This window comes from Helicobacter sp. 23-1046, from assembly GCF_053654635.1.
The window spans coordinates 715,507-730,008 of the sequence record NZ_JBSIUS010000001.1 but is presented as its reverse complement, the minus strand read 5'-3'; the positions used below and the strand labels follow the sequence as shown (position 1 = coordinate 730,008).

The 14,502-nt window shown below is 38.9% G+C and carries 13 protein-coding genes and 1 tRNA gene; 11 read left to right on the top strand and 3 right to left on the bottom strand.

Annotation, left to right across the window (positions count from 1 at the left end; translation table 11 throughout):
* The first annotated feature begins 1 nt into the window (after position 1).
* Genes pheT through ACWIUJ_RS03535 form a run of 3 tightly spaced genes read left to right on the top strand, consistent with a single transcriptional unit; the run spans position 2 to position 4,620 of the window.
* Positions 2 to 2,404, top strand: a complete 2,403-nt coding sequence (gene pheT / locus ACWIUJ_RS03545; RefSeq protein ID WP_454168998.1) for a phenylalanine--tRNA ligase subunit beta — start codon at positions 2 to 4, stop codon at positions 2,402 to 2,404.
* A gap of 14 nt (positions 2,405 to 2,418) precedes the next feature.
* Complete coding sequence (aroA, locus tag ACWIUJ_RS03540; protein WP_454168996.1) at positions 2,419 to 3,756, top strand: 3-phosphoshikimate 1-carboxyvinyltransferase; 1,338 nt, start codon at positions 2,419 to 2,421, stop codon at positions 3,754 to 3,756.
* A 12-nt stretch (positions 3,757 to 3,768) separates the two neighbouring features.
* Positions 3,769 to 4,620: a 4-hydroxy-3-methylbut-2-enyl diphosphate reductase gene (locus tag ACWIUJ_RS03535; protein ID WP_454168995.1), complete on the top strand. Its 852-nt coding sequence runs from the start codon at positions 3,769 to 3,771 to the stop codon at positions 4,618 to 4,620.
* Between the two features lie 23 nt (positions 4,621 to 4,643).
* Here the strand turns inward: ACWIUJ_RS03535 and ACWIUJ_RS03530 are convergent, their stop codons facing one another.
* Together ACWIUJ_RS03530 and gap are read right to left on the bottom strand one after the other, a co-directional pair.
* A complete protein-coding gene (locus ACWIUJ_RS03530) occupies positions 4,644 to 5,933 on the bottom strand; it encodes a glucose-6-phosphate isomerase (RefSeq protein WP_454168994.1) in 1,290 nt (429 codons plus the stop codon).
* 26 nt (positions 5,934 to 5,959) lie between these two features.
* A complete protein-coding gene (gene gap, locus ACWIUJ_RS03525) occupies positions 5,960 to 6,949 on the bottom strand; it encodes a type I glyceraldehyde-3-phosphate dehydrogenase (protein WP_454168992.1) in 990 nt (329 codons plus the stop codon).
* 127 nt (positions 6,950 to 7,076) lie between these two features.
* Between gap and ACWIUJ_RS03520 the strand changes: the two genes are divergently transcribed.
* Together ACWIUJ_RS03520 and ACWIUJ_RS03515 are read left to right on the top strand one after the other, a co-directional pair.
* A tRNA-Arg gene (locus ACWIUJ_RS03520) sits at positions 7,077 to 7,153 on the top strand.
* 32 nt (positions 7,154 to 7,185) lie between these two features.
* Positions 7,186 to 7,938, top strand: a complete 753-nt coding sequence (locus tag ACWIUJ_RS03515) for a non-canonical purine NTP pyrophosphatase (protein ID WP_454168990.1) — start codon at positions 7,186 to 7,188, stop codon at positions 7,936 to 7,938.
* A 48-nt stretch (positions 7,939 to 7,986) separates the two neighbouring features.
* Here ACWIUJ_RS03515 and ACWIUJ_RS03510 read toward each other — a convergent pair whose 3' ends face one another.
* On the bottom strand, positions 7,987 to 9,189 hold the full coding sequence (locus tag ACWIUJ_RS03510; protein WP_454168989.1) for an MBL fold metallo-hydrolase: 1,203 nt from the start codon (positions 9,187 to 9,189) through the stop codon (positions 7,987 to 7,989).
* A 491-nt stretch (positions 9,190 to 9,680) separates the two neighbouring features.
* Between ACWIUJ_RS03510 and mqnP the strand changes: the two genes are divergently transcribed.
* From mqnP to thiE, 6 genes are read left to right on the top strand one after another with little or no spacing between them, the layout of a single operon-like run.
* Entirely contained in the window at positions 9,681 to 10,565 is an 885-nt protein-coding gene (mqnP, locus tag ACWIUJ_RS03505) for a menaquinone biosynthesis prenyltransferase MqnP (protein WP_454151674.1), read from the top strand.
* Positions 10,555 to 11,157 (top strand): hypothetical protein, encoded by a 603-nt coding sequence (locus tag ACWIUJ_RS03500; RefSeq protein WP_454151676.1) that lies wholly within the window; start codon positions 10,555 to 10,557, stop codon positions 11,155 to 11,157. Before mqnP ends, ACWIUJ_RS03500 begins: the two co-directional genes overlap by 11 nt.
* Before the next feature lie 19 nt (positions 11,158 to 11,176).
* Complete coding sequence (locus ACWIUJ_RS03495) at positions 11,177 to 11,698, top strand: hypothetical protein (protein WP_454151678.1); 522 nt, start codon at positions 11,177 to 11,179, stop codon at positions 11,696 to 11,698.
* 53 nt (positions 11,699 to 11,751) lie between these two features.
* Positions 11,752 to 13,011 carry a murein transglycosylase domain-containing protein gene (locus tag ACWIUJ_RS03490; protein ID WP_454151680.1) on the top strand — a complete coding sequence of 420 codons (1,260 nt, stop codon included), beginning with the start codon at positions 11,752 to 11,754 and terminating at the stop codon, positions 13,009 to 13,011.
* Positions 13,008 to 13,889 carry an arginyltransferase gene (locus ACWIUJ_RS03485; protein WP_454168988.1) on the top strand — a complete coding sequence of 294 codons (882 nt, stop codon included), beginning with the start codon at positions 13,008 to 13,010 and terminating at the stop codon, positions 13,887 to 13,889. The genes ACWIUJ_RS03490 and ACWIUJ_RS03485 overlap by 4 nt, the downstream gene beginning before the upstream one ends.
* Positions 13,890 to 14,501: a thiamine phosphate synthase gene (gene thiE / locus ACWIUJ_RS03480; protein ID WP_454168987.1), complete on the top strand. Its 612-nt coding sequence runs from the start codon at positions 13,890 to 13,892 to the stop codon at positions 14,499 to 14,501. It abuts the gene before it with no gap.
* The last annotated feature ends 1 nt before the right edge of the window (position 14,502 follow it).

Here is a 14,502-nt window from a genome sequence, read left to right as displayed (position 1 = left end):
AATGATTGTTACAAAGCACCTTCTCTCTGATTTTATAGATATATCTTCTCTCTCACTAGACAAGCTGTGTGTCGGGCTTAATACTATTGGTTTGGAAGTAGAGAGCGTGGTGGTTTTTGAGATTCCACAAAAAGTCGTTGTGGGCAAGGTTATAAGCAAATCTTATCACCCAAATGCAGATAAACTCAGCGTGTGTGAAGTAGATGTGGGGAGCGAAGTGCTACAAATTGTTTGTGGGGCGAAAAATGTCGATGTTGAGCAATTTGTCGCGGTCGCATTAGAGGGCGCAACTATTCCAGCTAGCAATAAGGAATCTAAACCGCTAACAATTAAAAAAACTACCCTGCGTGGCGTAGAAAGCTGTGGAATGATTTGCTCAAGTGTGGAGTTAGGATTGCCTAAAATCAATGATGGGATTATGGTGCTCGATTCTAGCATTGGGAAGTTTAGTATAGGGCAGCAACTTTGCGATTTAGAGTTTTTTAATAATTATGCTATTGAAGTTTCTATCACTCCAAATCGTGGTGATTGCCTAAGTGTGCTAGGAATCGCACGCGATATAAGTGCGTATTTTGACTTGCGTTTAAAGTCTATTAACGACATTGATAATATTTTGTCTCTTGGGCTTGGACGCGTGCTTGGGATAAATGTCGAAAACAAACTTTACTCGCACTTGCTGTATCGTGTGGCTCAAATCAATTCATTTTCCTTGCCACTCTCTGTGGCTCTTGTTTTAGGCTTTAATGATACACTCAAAGATGATGTAGTGCAGAGTTTCTTAGAATATGGGCGGTATCTTAGTGGAGTGATATTTAACGCATATAAACTTGATGAGTGTCGATTGCGTGATAGCGATGAAGATTCCCTTGAAGCACAACTCTATGTCAAAAAGGATAAAAATGGTGTGGAAACAATTTGCACAAAGGATAAGATTCTCTCTCAAGTGGGAATCTTTCACAATGATACAAAGTTTGATTGCAAAAATGAGATTATCGTTATAGAGGCAAGTTATGCGCCACCAAAAATCATCGCCGAAGCCATTTATAACCACAAACTAAAAACCACGCCACATATCGCCTATCGCTCTACACGAGGGAGTAATCCAGACTTAGAGCAAGGAATGAATATTTTATGTAGGGCAATGTTACAAGATTCTAAAACTTTGGTGTATTCAGGCACGCACAACATTGACCAATATGACCAAGAAAACAAAATTAAAACAACCTTTGATTCCATTACCCATATCATTGGCGATGTGCTTGACAAAGAAGAAATGAGTTCAATTTTGAAGCGATTGAAATTTGAGTTAGAAGTAACGGGTAGCGAAAGTTTTTTCATCGCTTCTGTGCCACCATATCGCCACGATATAAGTAATACACAGGATTTAGCGGAGGAAATTTTACGAATCTATGGGATTGATAATATCACTCCAAAACCGTGTGCGTTTAGCGAACAGCTTCAGCTTACACTCCCATACGCACGATATACTTATAGACGCAATGTTGCAAAGTCTCTTTTGGCGCACGGGCTCTATGAGTGCGTGCATTATGTCTTTGCTAGTTTGGCACATTTAGATTCTCTTGGCTTTGCGTGTGTAGAAAATGAGCTAGATTTGCAAAATCCAATTAGCAGTGAAATGGATACTTTGCGCACTAGCCTTATCCCAGCAATGATAGAATCTACTAAGCGCAATAAGAATCTTGGATTTAAAAACATTCGATTCTTTGAGATTGGCTCGGTATATAATGCTAAAAGAGAGGAGAGCACGCGTCTTTGTGTGCTTCTAAATGGAGCACTAAGTCAGGAATGCTATCCAAATATAAAACCCAAAAAATGGGATATATTTAGCGTGGCAAACATAATTTGCAGTGCAGTTGGAGAGTTTAGCTTGCAAAACGCCTTACAAACACCACTTAAAGATGAATTATTGAGCAAATTTGGCTTTAAGAGCGATGGGGAATTCCCACATATACTGCACCCATATCAATGTGCGTTTATTTTTCAAAACGATGAGTGCATAGGATTTATAGGCAAATTGCACCCAAGTTTAGAGATTGAGGATTGCTTTGTGTGTGAGGTATTACTTGATGAGCAATATGCAAAAATCCCGCATTTTAAGGATTTTTCAAAATATCAAAAATCACAGAGGGATTTGACCTTGCTTCTTAGCGATGATATTCCTTTCCATAAAATTCGCACAGCAGTGCTTTTAGCACAGATTCCGCATTTGCAAAATATTTATCCTGTGGATGTTTATGCTCAATCTAAGGGGGTTATTGCACTAAGCATTCGTCTTATCTTGCAATCGATGCAAAAAACCTTAGAAGAAAAAGATTTGGTAGATTCCACCAATGCGGTTTTGGCACTCTTAGAGCAAAAATTTGATGCCAAACTTAAAACTTAAGATGTTGGAATCAAATGCGAAATATAAGTATAAGCGCGAGTAAGAAATTTCATTGTGCGTTTGACGCAATCGCCCCAGATAAATCTATATCTCATCGCGTGGCTATGTTTGCGCTTTTAAGCAATGGAAAGTGCGAAGTGCAAAATTATCTGCTTGGCGAGGATACACTTGATACATTAAAAATCGCCCAATCACTTGGTTTGGAGGTTAAACAAACCGCACAAAATAGCTTTATTTTCACTCCGCAAAGCACAGATTGCATAGATGAGAGAATCTTAGAGCCCCGTGATATTCTTAATTGTGGCAATGCTGGCACTGCTATGCGACTATATACAGGGCTTTTGTCAGGGATTAAGGGGTATTTTGTCCTAAGTGGTGATAAATATCTTAATGCTCGTCCTATGAGACGCATTGTTGAGCCACTTAGCAGTATTGGTGCGAGTATTTATGGGCGAGAGGGCAGTGCATTTGCTCCGCTTACCATCATTGGCAAACATTTGCAAAACTTCTCTTATGAGAGCAAAATTTCATCAGCTCAAGTAAAAAGCGCAATGATTCTCGCGGGACTTTTTGCTGGAGAGAGTGGCGGGGAAAATACTTTTAGCGAACCACTTTTAAGCAGAGACCATACAGAGCGTATATTGCAAGCTATGGGAGTGAATTTCACAACCTCGCAAAATGCGCAATCACACACACTGCGATTCCAATCGTTGCCTAAAAATGCCAAACTTCAATCCTTTTCACTCACAATCCCTGCCGACCCTTCTAGCGCATTTTATTTCGCACTTGCTGCGTGCATAGTGCCAGATTCCTGTGTGGTGATAGAAAATATATTGCTTAATCCTACGCGCATTGAGGCGTATAAAGTGTTAGAAAAAATGGGAGCAAAGATTTCTTATCATCTCAAAAGCTCACATTACGAGGATATTGGCGATATAGAGGTGCGCTATGCTCCACTAAAGGCGGTGAATGTGAGTGAAAATATCTCGTGGCTTATTGATGAGATTCCCGCATTGGCTATTGCATTTGCCTGTGCTAATGGGAAAAGCAAGGTTTGTAACGCTAAAGAATTGCGCGTGAAGGAATCTGATAGGATTGCAAGTGTGGTTGAGGGTTTGCGTGCTATGGGGATTGAATGTGAGGAATTTGAAGATGGATTTAGCGTGCAAGGTGGCGAGCTCAAATCTGGCACTATCGATTCTCACGGGGACCATAGAATCGCTATGAGCTTTGCTATTGGTGCGTTATTATGCGGAGCAAAGATTACAGATACGCAGTGCATTGACACTTCATTTCCTAATTTTTTAGAGCTTTTAGGTAAAATTACAACCGTTACAATACACAACGCTTAAAAGGGACATTTTATGGAAGTAAGATTGGCGCAAAATTATGGTTTTTGCTTTGGCGTGAAGCGTGCTATCAAAATTGCTGAAGAGCATAAAAATGCTATCACACTTGGACCGCTTATCCACAATGCAAAAGAAATCACGCGTTTGAAAATGGATTACAATGTCGATACAAGTGAAACTTTAGAGAATCTCCAAAAGGGTAGGCAGCTTATCGTGCGCACTCACGGGATTCCCAAAAAGGATTTAGAGCGTTTGCAATCGCAAAAATTTGAAGTCATAGATGCTACTTGTCCATTTGTGCGCAAACCACAAATGATAGTCGAGGAAATGAGTGCTAAGGGGTATGATATTATCGTGTTTGGCGATGAGGAGCACCCTGAAGTCAAGGGCGTGGTAAGTTATGCGAATACAAAATCAAATACACAAGATTCTAAATCGGCTGTAAAAGTAGTGGCAAATATGGAGGAGCTTAGTCATTTGCGTTTAGGCAAGAAAATCGCGCTTATCTCACAGACAACCAAACAACCAGAGATTTTTGGGCAAATTGCGAGTTATCTTATTATGCGTGTGGCTGAAGTGCGAGTTTTTAACACTATTTGCAACGCGACATTTGAGAATCAATATGCCGCAGACGCACTAAGCAAAGAAGTGGATATAATGATAGTCGTGGGTGGGAAAAATTCCTCAAACACAAAACAACTTTTAATGATTTGCAAGAAAAACTGCAAAAATAGCTATCTTGTCGAAGATGAAAAAGAATTGCAAAATGTGTGGTTTAAAAACAAAAAAATATGCGGAATCACCGCAGGAGCAAGCACGCCAGATTGGATAATCCAAAGAGTGAAGCAAAAAGTAGTGGCGTTGTAAATTATTGTGTTAAGAATCTCGCGTTATTTAAACATTTTCCTCAATCGCTTTTTACCAAACTCTACGCCGGGCTGGTCATAAGTGTTTATCTCTAACGCACAACCTGTCGCAGATGTAAGTAGTTCAAAATATGCTATAAGCCCACCTACACTCACTTCGTCTAAAGATTCTAACTCAATGCTATCCACAGGGATATTTTGGGCTTGAAGTGTCTCTAATGTCGCGCATTTTTGCTTTTCTAAGAGCTCACAAAATTTCACTTTATTGATAAAATCTGTGGATTGCAAATGTGGTAAGCTAAGATTTGGAATTTCTGGAGAATCTTTTGGTATAGCGTGTGGCGAGAGTGAAAGAAAACTCACACTTTTATCAGCGCGTCCCTGCACGATAAGTTGTAAAAATGAATGCTGGTCAATGCTCCCAATAAGCCCTATGGGACTTAAGCCTACATTGTTGCCTTGTTTGTCAATTTTTCCCAAACTTTCCCCCCATAACTGCACAAACCACGCATTAAATTCTTTAAAAATGCTTGAATAAGAAAAAAGCACGCTCATTGGATATTGAATGTGGTTTTTTGCAAGAAAGAATGCCTTGTATAAAATGTGCTCCTCCTTGCGCGCAAAAAAGAGTTCCATAAATGATTGCGCCCCCTGCAAAAGCGCGTATGTATCATAGCCGAGCAATCTTAGTGGAAGTATCCCCACAGCACTAAGCACAGAGAATCTGCCACCGATATTAGGCGCAATAGTGATATGCGCGATGTCTTTTTCTTTAGCAAAACGCGCTAAAGCAGAATCAACATCTGTAATAATGGCTAAGTGTTTTTTTGTTTTATGAGATTCTAAGAGATTAAATTCATTGATGACATATTTTAGCAGACTTGAAGTTTCAATAGTCGTCCCAGACTTAGAAATAGCGATAAAAAGTGTGTTTTTACGCTTGCAGTTTGTAAGCAAATGTGGAATCATAAGCGCATCTGTATGCTCTAAAAATATAAGGTTAGGGCGTGAATCGTGGCGTTGTGTGTTTTTATGAGGTTTATGACGCAATAAGCAATCAATGGCTTTAAGTCCAAGAGAACTCCCTCCAATGCCAATAATCACAAGATTTTTAAGATTTTTGAGAATCTTTTTGCGAGATTGGATAAATTCTTCGCAATCTTGCGAGGCACGATTACTAAAGGGTAGGGCGTAATATCCGCTTGCTTGTTCTTCTCGCTCTTGCAATATTTTGGCAAACAACGCTTCAATTTGTTTATTTGGAGTATCTATATCAAAAGAACCTATGTAAAAATCTTGCTCAAATTCCAACATTTACTGCCTTTCTTTAAGATTAAACATTAGTGCAAAAGTGCATAAACACACATATCAACCAATCTACTAGAATATCCCATTTCATTATCATACCACGCGAGAATCTTAGCAAACTTCTCGCCAACGACATTTGTTTTATCGGGCACGATTATAGCACTATAACTTGTGCTGATAAAATCACTTGATACACATTGTTCATTATCGACATAAAAAATATCTGGACGCGCCTTTGCTGCGTCTATAAAGAGTGTATTGATTTGCTCTTTGCTTGTGGATTTGCTAAGATTCACGCTTAAATCCACAAGACTCACATCGGGTGTAGGCACACGCAGGGCATAACCACTAAATCGTCCCTCAAGCTCTGGGATAACGAGTGAAATCGCCTTTGCCGCTCCCGTAGAAGTGGGAATCATACTAAGATTTGCCGCTCGCGCCCTGCGCCAATCTTTATGCTTCACATCAAGGAGATTTTGGTCATTGGTGTAGCTGTGAATAGTTGTCATTTGCGCGGATTGTATGCCAAAATTTTCGTGTAAAACCTTAGCGATAGGCGCGAGGCAATTTGTCGTGCAAGAAGCATTAGAAATAACAGCCTCGCCATTATAGTTGTGTTCATTTACTCCATAGACAAAAGTCGGGGTATTTTGCGCTGGGGCAGAGATGATGACGCGTTTGATTGTATCGCGCAAATGCACACTTGCCTTATCAAGTGCATTAAATTTGCCCGTGCATTCAATCACAGCTTGTGCCCCAAACGCACTAAAATCAAGTTTGCTTGGGTCTCTGTCGCTTAGAATCTTTACACGCTTAGATTTGCCAATGCAAAGTGTGCTATCATCGACTTTGTGTGCTTCATATCGTCCGTGCACAGAATCATAGCGCAACAAATGTAAAAGTGTGTCAATATCAGCAGTGGTATTCATCGCCACAAGCTCTATGTCATCTCTATTTCCAATGATTCTCGCAGAGCAAAGTCCAATGCGTCCTGTGCCATTTATTGCTACTTTTAGACTCATATCTATCCTTTTGTTTTTAGATTGTCTTTTTTTGATGTATTTATTACAGCGGTATTTTAATGCAAAAAGGCAAAAAAATATTGATTTGTGTGAAAAATGTAAGTAGAATCTGCATTCTAAGTGATTTGTCCTTGTAGCTCAGCTGGATAGAGCGTTCGATTCCTAATCGAGAGGTCGTGGGTTCAAATCCCGCCGAGGACACCAGATTCTCAAAGACACTTAGCTTAAGGATACTTATGTATATCATTTTAGCCACTTCAAATGTTAATAAGCGCATTGAAATTAACAATATTTTTTCACATTATGAGATAAAGGGCATTGAAGTTGTGAGTTTTAGCGATTTTATAAAGCCTTTTGAAATCGTTGAAAACGGAAGCACTTTCGCACAGAATGCCAAAATCAAAGCCAAAGTGATATATGAAGCGTTAAGTGAGTATTTTAGCAATGAAAAGAGCACTAAAAACTTCTTAGTGCTAAGTGAAGACAGCGGACTTTGTATAGAGGCATTAAATGGTGCGCCTAGCGTGTATAGCGCGAGGTTTAAAGACATAAATATCCATAATTTTGCCTGTGGTAGCCCTCACACACACTTTGATGATGATAATGTGGATACTTGGGTGCGCTATCAAGCCACTCTTCCACGCACGCTAGACACAGATTCTATCAATGTGGAACGGGTAGTTTATGAGTTGGGCTTAAGGGGGTTAGAATCTTCAAATGCCACCTTTGTGGCAAATATGTGTCTTTTTGGTAAATTAAATGAAGTAAAAAATCCATTATGCGAGCACTTTGAGGGGATTTTAAAGGGCAGGGTAGTAACGCAAAAATCTGGCGACAAGGGTTTTGGTTATGACCCAATCTTTATCCCTGATGGCTATACACAAACGCTCGCCCAAATGCCCAATAAAGATTCTCTCTCGCATCGCAAAATGGCATTAGAACAATGTGTAGAGTTTTTGCGTAAAACTTTATGCCTAAGTGCAATGTAGTCCATTTTTTGTTGTTTGCATTTCCTCTCACCACTGAGAATCTAAACACTAAAATCCTTCCCACCAACGCGTATCTTTGGGCGTATTGCCAATGATATACACTTCGCCAATTTGTGGGACATTGTAGCCTATATCACGCTCTTTGGCAAGATTGCCTAGTATCTCTACAGGCTCATTCCAGCCGTGAGAGCCAGCCATAAACCGCCCCCAATGGATTGGTTGAAGCACTTTGGCGCGAAGTTCTTGTGCGGCTTGTATAGTTTGCTCTGGGAATGAGTGGGAATATTTCCACGCTTGGTTGTATTGTCCATTTTCTAGCAAAACCAAATCAAACCCGCCAAAATAACTGCCAATTTCTTTAAACCGCTCATCATAGCCTCCATCACCACTGAGAAAAACTTTCTTTTCTCTCGTTTCTAACACATAGCTTAGCCATAGCATTTCATTTGTCTTATAGCCAAGTCGTTTGGTGCTATGCAGTGAAGGTGTGGCGGTGATTTTTAAACGCGTGAGATTCTCATTTTTGAGCTCTATGCCTTCCCACCAATTGAGCTCAACGATTTTTTTGGCTTCCACTCCGTATTTTTGTAGTAATGGCGCGGTATTTTCAGGCACGACAAAGAGTTGAGCGACTTTGGCAAGGGACTTTATCGACTTTTTATCCAAGTGGTCATAATGTGAATGCGTGATAAGCACAATGTCAATGGGTGGAAAGTCCCTTAATGTGTAGGTTTTATGTGCCTTGAATGCGCGATTGATAAAGGGTAGGGGTGAAGCATAGGTATTAAAAACAGGGTCAATGAGGATATTCACACCATTACTAGAGATATACAGTGATGAATGTCCGAGCCATACGACAAAATCTTTTGTAAAAAGTTCAGAATCTAAGCTGATAAAATCTTTATTTGCCATAGGCAATGGCTTTGATGGTTTGGTGTTTTTGGCATTTTTAGACCTGTAATATTTCCACACATCGCTAAAGGTAACCTTTTGTGCGGAGAGTATATCAATGTGCTCATTAGTGTAAATAGAGCGATTTTTGTGTGGTGTTTGTTGAGATTTTTGACGCGTGTTTGAGTGGATAGAAAATTTCACATACTCCATACATTTATCCTTTTGTATGCTCTCTAGCGTGCTGTCGATGTGCGCTGGCGTGATGATTTTAGATTCTGTGTAGTTGGCATTATAAGCACACGCATTCAAAAGCCAAACACACAAAAACGCCAGCAATACCTTAAATACATTTGTCATTTAAGTTTTAAGCCCTTTATTTTGGGTTAAAAGAGTTAAAAGCAACATTGTAGCATAAAAACTCTTTGAAACTTTTTTGTGTAATTTTAAATATGAAGTCGGGACGGATAGATAAATAGTAATTTGAAAATTATAGTTTTCATAAATGAATTTAAGTATTCTCAATTTTATTTCAGCGTTTTGTTTAAGGCAAGTTTCTGGTTTCTGTGAGTTGTCCTTGTTGTGCCAAATACTTTGGATATTTTTTTGTTTTGGTTGCATTAGTTTTATTTTTACGAAAGGAGGTTACGAAAAAGTTTTTTCTATTGCTCGGTACAACAAGATTCAGTGATGACAACTCACAGGTATCCTATGTTTTAGTGGGTTATCCATAGGATACGCGCGTATTATAGTGTTTTTTTTTACAAAATTCATTTACCAAGTAAATTTTGTGTTAGAATTTCATTTACAAAATCTAAGAGAATCTGTAGATTCCACTAGGGGTGCGATAAATGAGCCTTTGGCAAAAAGTGAAACACTTTAGCGAATTAGTTGTGTTTGAGCATACAGCGTTTTCTGCAGCCTTTATCCTTGTGGCTATGGTTGTGGCAAGCTTGCAAAAGCACGCAGGCATTTGGTTTGGTTTCCCTACCCTACTCCTTTGTGCCCTTGCACTCATTAGCGCGAGAAATTTTGCAATGGGTTTTAATCGTTTAGTTGATAGAGATATTGATGCTCTTAATGAGCGCACAAAAAGTCGTCCAAGTGTTGATGGACGCATTTCTGCTACACCACTTGTCATTTTTTGCGCGCTTAATGCCACGATTTTTGTTGTTACCTCATATTATATTAATGATTTAGCGTTTTATCTCTCATTGCCGTTTTTGGTGATTTTGGGTGGATATTCGTTTATGAAAAGATTTTCATCAATGGCGCATATCGTGTTAGGACTTTCGCTTGGACTTGCTCCTATTGCAGGTTGCATTGCGATTTTAGGTAGTATGGAATTTTGGTGTTTAGCACTTTGCATTGCGGTGATGTTTTGGGTGGCGGGCTTTGATTTATTATATTCTTTACAAGACATAGAGTTTGATTGTAAGCATCGCCTACATTCTATTCCAGCACGATTTGGTGCAAAAACTACTTTATATATTTCAAGAATCTTTCATTTCTGTGCGGTGGTATTTTGGGCATTTTTCATCTCGCAAACAGAAGTGCTTGGTGTCTTTTCATATATAGGGCTTTGTGTTTGCGCGCTAATGTTAATATATGAGCAATACTTAGTGCATAAAGACTTTGAGAATATTCCACGAGCATTTTTTACTACGAATGGATATTTAGGATTTGTTTTTTTGACATTTATTCTTATTGATGGGGGATTGCATTATGGAATCTAGCTTTGAGACACCACTCATTTTGGCGAGTGATTTTAAGCAAATACTTCAAACATTTGACATTCAAACACGGCTAGGGAGCACCCACACTCAAATTACCTATGAATTTGTCAATGAAACAAATATCAAAACATTCCAAGATGAATTTAGTGCTTTAGCAAACTTAAGTGAAACACCGATGATGAAATGGATACATTCGAGGGGAGCTAAGGGGAAATTGGATTCTGGTGAAGAAGTGTTGTTTGAAATTTTAGTTGAAATGTATAAAAAAATTGAGAATCTTGAGCGACTTATCAAAAAGGAAGAGCGCACCCTCCCCCCGCTAGCAAACACCGCTAAACTTGGATTTGTAGGACATAATGTGCTTTGCCTTAAAGATGGACACAAATTTGACAATATGGGCGATATTTATGTGCGAATGTTTTTGCCGATTTTCCCTGAGCGTGATATTGGAATCTTTGCTAAAGTCATTCATTCGCAAATCGCACATATTCAAAAACTTCACTTGCGCGATACGAGAGGATTTGATAGTTTTGTGGTAGAATGCGAGCGTGCAATGATACTAGATGCTAAAAGCAATGAAATAAAAGAATAAAAGCAATTAAAGGAAAGTTATGGAGATTTCACTAGAGAATATCAGCATTGTTTGTAGTATTTCTTGTCTTGGCGCGGTGATTATCCTTTCTGTGTTAAATTTCTTTAAAAATAGCGATATGACCAAGCGTCTTAGGCGATTTGAGCGCGGATTTGAGGATATTAACAAAGAAGTGTATAAAATCAAAAAGTGGATAAAAGACACCGAATTAGAGAGCGAATACAACAATAACGCCATACACACGAAAATCAAAACCGAAGTCAAAGACGCACTGAATAATGGAATCATCAATGTCCAGCGACAAATTGAAGTTTTAGAATCTCAAACACTCAAGCAAAATGATTATGTCGAGGAGAAAATGCTCCAGCTCGAAGAGAAGCTACGGGGACTAAACTATACACCTTCAAATGGCAATGCGATTGATGAGAAAAAAATCATAGGACTATTTAGAGATGGTTGGAGTGTTGATGCTATCGCTAAGGAAATGCGTTTAAATAAAGGCGAGATTGAATTTATCTTAAAACTTTCAAATATACGCTAATATGGTTTTTAAATGTGTTTCATCGCATTGGGGTTGATAAATAGAGGTTAGATTTGAAATATTACATTTATGGTGCTTTTGCGTTATGTATGTGTGGATGCTCGACAACTTATAGTGGCTTTTCATACAGCCCCATAACACAAACCGCAGATTCCAAACTAAGGGGCACATACCAGCAGGATTTACCAAACAAACAAATCCACAAACGCACTTCAGGGCGTAATACATTCTTCTCTCGTGATAGTATTTTAGAGCAATCAAGTCTTGCGCTAGAGAGTGCGTTATCAGATTTAGATTCCAATCGTGGTAAGGAGCTAAGAGCCGCACACGAGGCTTATAAAAAAGAAATTATCACTCTAAGTGATAAGGTGATAGAAAATTGGGGAAATGATGAAGTAGAGCTGACTTCACAAGATTCTATTATCAAATATTCAGACCATTATCTTTCGCGCTCAAAAATTAACTTTAGTGATGGAAAAATCCGCGTGGAAACGGTGGATAAATCAAACCCCGAACAATCCTTGCAAAACGCTATTGTATCGACATTGCTTACGCCCGATGACCCCAGAAGTATAGATTTGTATTCAGATTCTGCAGTGAAGTTCGGCGGGAAGCCATTTCTCTCGGGCTTAATCAAAGATAATGAGGGTAAAGAAGTGCTCTATGAGTGGAGAGCAAAAAAATATGCGCAATATCTCGTGCAAAATAAACTAAAAACGCGCAAGGATAGCAAAGGTGATGAAGTGTATTATGTGGATTTGCAAATGGAGGGAAATTATGCCGAGCTCGCGGGGAATAATTATCAAGCGTTTGTGAAAAAATACGCTAAAAAATATAATCTCCAACCTGCCCTGCTAATGGCAATTATCCGCACAGAATCAAACTTTAATCCCTATGCGATGAGCTATGTTCCAGCATTTGGACTTATGCAGGTTGTGCCAAGCACAGCGGGGGCAGATTCCCACGAGCTTATCACGGGGCAAAAAGGCGCACCGACCAAACAAATGCTTTTTACCCCAGAGACAAACATTCACTATGGAAGTGCCTATCTCCATATTCTTTATACACGCTATCTTAAAGATATTAAAAACCCACAATCCCAAGAATATTGCGTGATTGCAGCATACAACACAGGCAGTGGTAATGTGCTTAGAGCGTTTCATAATGATAGAACAAAAGCTATCGAAGTTATCAACTCGCTTTCTCCAAAGCAAGTGTATAAAAAGCTCGCAAGCAAACTCCAAAAAGCCGAAGCAAGGGAATATGTGCAAAAAGTAAGCGGTTTTAAGCAACAATACAAAGGTATGATATGAGGCTGTTTGAATTTTACGCTGAGCCAAAGGAATGTAGCTACCTAAGCGATAAAATTAGTAGATTTCGTTATTTTCATATACAAAATTGCTCAGATTCCTTTTATATTGGGCTTTTAGAGCGTGGATGGAGACGATTTGGGAATTATTTCTTTGTGCCAATGTGTGGCGAATGCCAAAAATGTATCACTATACGCACCCTTGTGGAAGAATTTAAATTTAGCAAAAACCACAAAAGAGTGATAAAAAATAACTATAACACCGAACTATACATACAAAAACCAACTATTAGTCAAGAGCATTTGAATCTCTATGACAAATATCACAAAAAAATGCACGACAAAAAAGGCTGGGAATATATCCCAATCACGCAAAAAAGCTACACAGAGATGTTTATCGAAGGACATCAGCATTATGGTTATGAATTTTTATACCTCGTGGATTCTCAGCTTGTAGGCGTTGGTTTGGTGGATATTTTACAAGATAACATTAGCGCGGTGTATTTTTTCTATGACCACGATTATCAACATTTAAGTCTTGGGACTTTTAATATTTTAATGCAGTTGCGTATCGCTAAGGAAAAGAAATTGAGATATTTTTACCCGGGCTATTGGATTGATGGACACGGCTCAATGGGATACAAAGAACGATTTAAACCATTTGAATGCCTAATAAACACGCCTGATATTTTTGATAGCACACAGTGGGTGCTTCATACTAAGGAGATTGACATTGCACAAAAAAAGGAGGAGTGTATCAATAGTGTGTTGCAAAAAGCACAACCAAGCCAACCTCTATATGAAGATTCTAAGCAAATGCAAGGTGTCTTGCCAGCGCAGGAGCAAAATGAGGATTTTTACAATAACACAGGAAAGCCCTAGATGAATAGCGCATTAAGCGGACTTTATGGCATTAGCGATACAGCCCTCACGCCAAAAGAAACAATTTGCACTCAAGTGCAAGAAGCAATCAAAGGTGGAATGAGAATCTTTCAATATCGCGATAAAATTAGCGATGATAACGATATTATAGAGATTATTTATCGCTTAATGGATATTTGTGCTAAATCTAATGTTCTTTTTGTGCTTAATGATAGAGTGGAGCTTGCTATTAGACTTCGATGTCCTGCCTTACACATTGGTAAAGATGATGGAGACATACAAGTCATTCGTAAAAATTTTACAGGGATTTTAGGAGCTTCATCATATAGCGATATAACCCGCGCAAAAGAATTGCAAAAGCAAGGGATTGACTATGTGGCTTTTGGTTCGATATTCCACTCACCCACCAAACCAAATGCCAAATGTGTGGGTGCAGAGATTCTCTCTCAAGCAAAAAAAGAATTACGCATTCCTATTTGTGCGATTGGTGGGATTAGCAAAGATAATATTTCGTTGCTAAAAAATGCCAATATGTTTGCTGTGATAAGTGCTTTGTGGAATGGAGATGTGTATAAAAATGCACGGAATTTGTGTCAAAATACCTCATTATAAG

Excerpts from the sequence above, each read along its gene's own strand:
- aroA (WP_454168996.1), top strand. The coding sequence starts at position 2,419 with ATGCGAAATATAAGTATAAGCGCGAGTAAGAAATTTCATTGTGCGTTT.
- gap (WP_454168992.1), bottom strand. The coding sequence starts at position 6,949 with ATGAGTCTAAAAGTAGCAATAAATGGCACAGGACGCATTGGACTTTGC.
- ACWIUJ_RS03510 (WP_454168989.1), bottom strand. The coding sequence starts at position 9,189 with ATGACAAATGTATTTAAGGTATTGCTGGCGTTTTTGTGTGTTTGGCTT.
- thiE (WP_454168987.1), top strand. The coding sequence starts at position 13,890 with ATGAATAGCGCATTAAGCGGACTTTATGGCATTAGCGATACAGCCCTC.
- ACWIUJ_RS03500 (WP_454151676.1), top strand. The coding sequence starts at position 10,555 with ATGGAATCTAGCTTTGAGACACCACTCATTTTGGCGAGTGATTTTAAG.
- mqnP (WP_454151674.1), top strand. The coding sequence starts at position 9,681 with ATGAGCCTTTGGCAAAAAGTGAAACACTTTAGCGAATTAGTTGTGTTT.
- ACWIUJ_RS03530 (WP_454168994.1), bottom strand. The coding sequence starts at position 5,933 with ATGTTGGAATTTGAGCAAGATTTTTACATAGGTTCTTTTGATATAGAT.
- ACWIUJ_RS03535 (WP_454168995.1), top strand. The coding sequence starts at position 3,769 with ATGGAAGTAAGATTGGCGCAAAATTATGGTTTTTGCTTTGGCGTGAAG.
- pheT (WP_454168998.1), top strand. The coding sequence starts at position 2 with ATGATTGTTACAAAGCACCTTCTCTCTGATTTTATAGATATATCTTCT.
- ACWIUJ_RS03495 (WP_454151678.1), top strand. The coding sequence starts at position 11,177 with ATGGAGATTTCACTAGAGAATATCAGCATTGTTTGTAGTATTTCTTGT.
- ACWIUJ_RS03485 (WP_454168988.1), top strand. The coding sequence starts at position 13,008 with ATGAGGCTGTTTGAATTTTACGCTGAGCCAAAGGAATGTAGCTACCTA.
- ACWIUJ_RS03515 (WP_454168990.1), top strand. The coding sequence starts at position 7,186 with ATGTATATCATTTTAGCCACTTCAAATGTTAATAAGCGCATTGAAATT.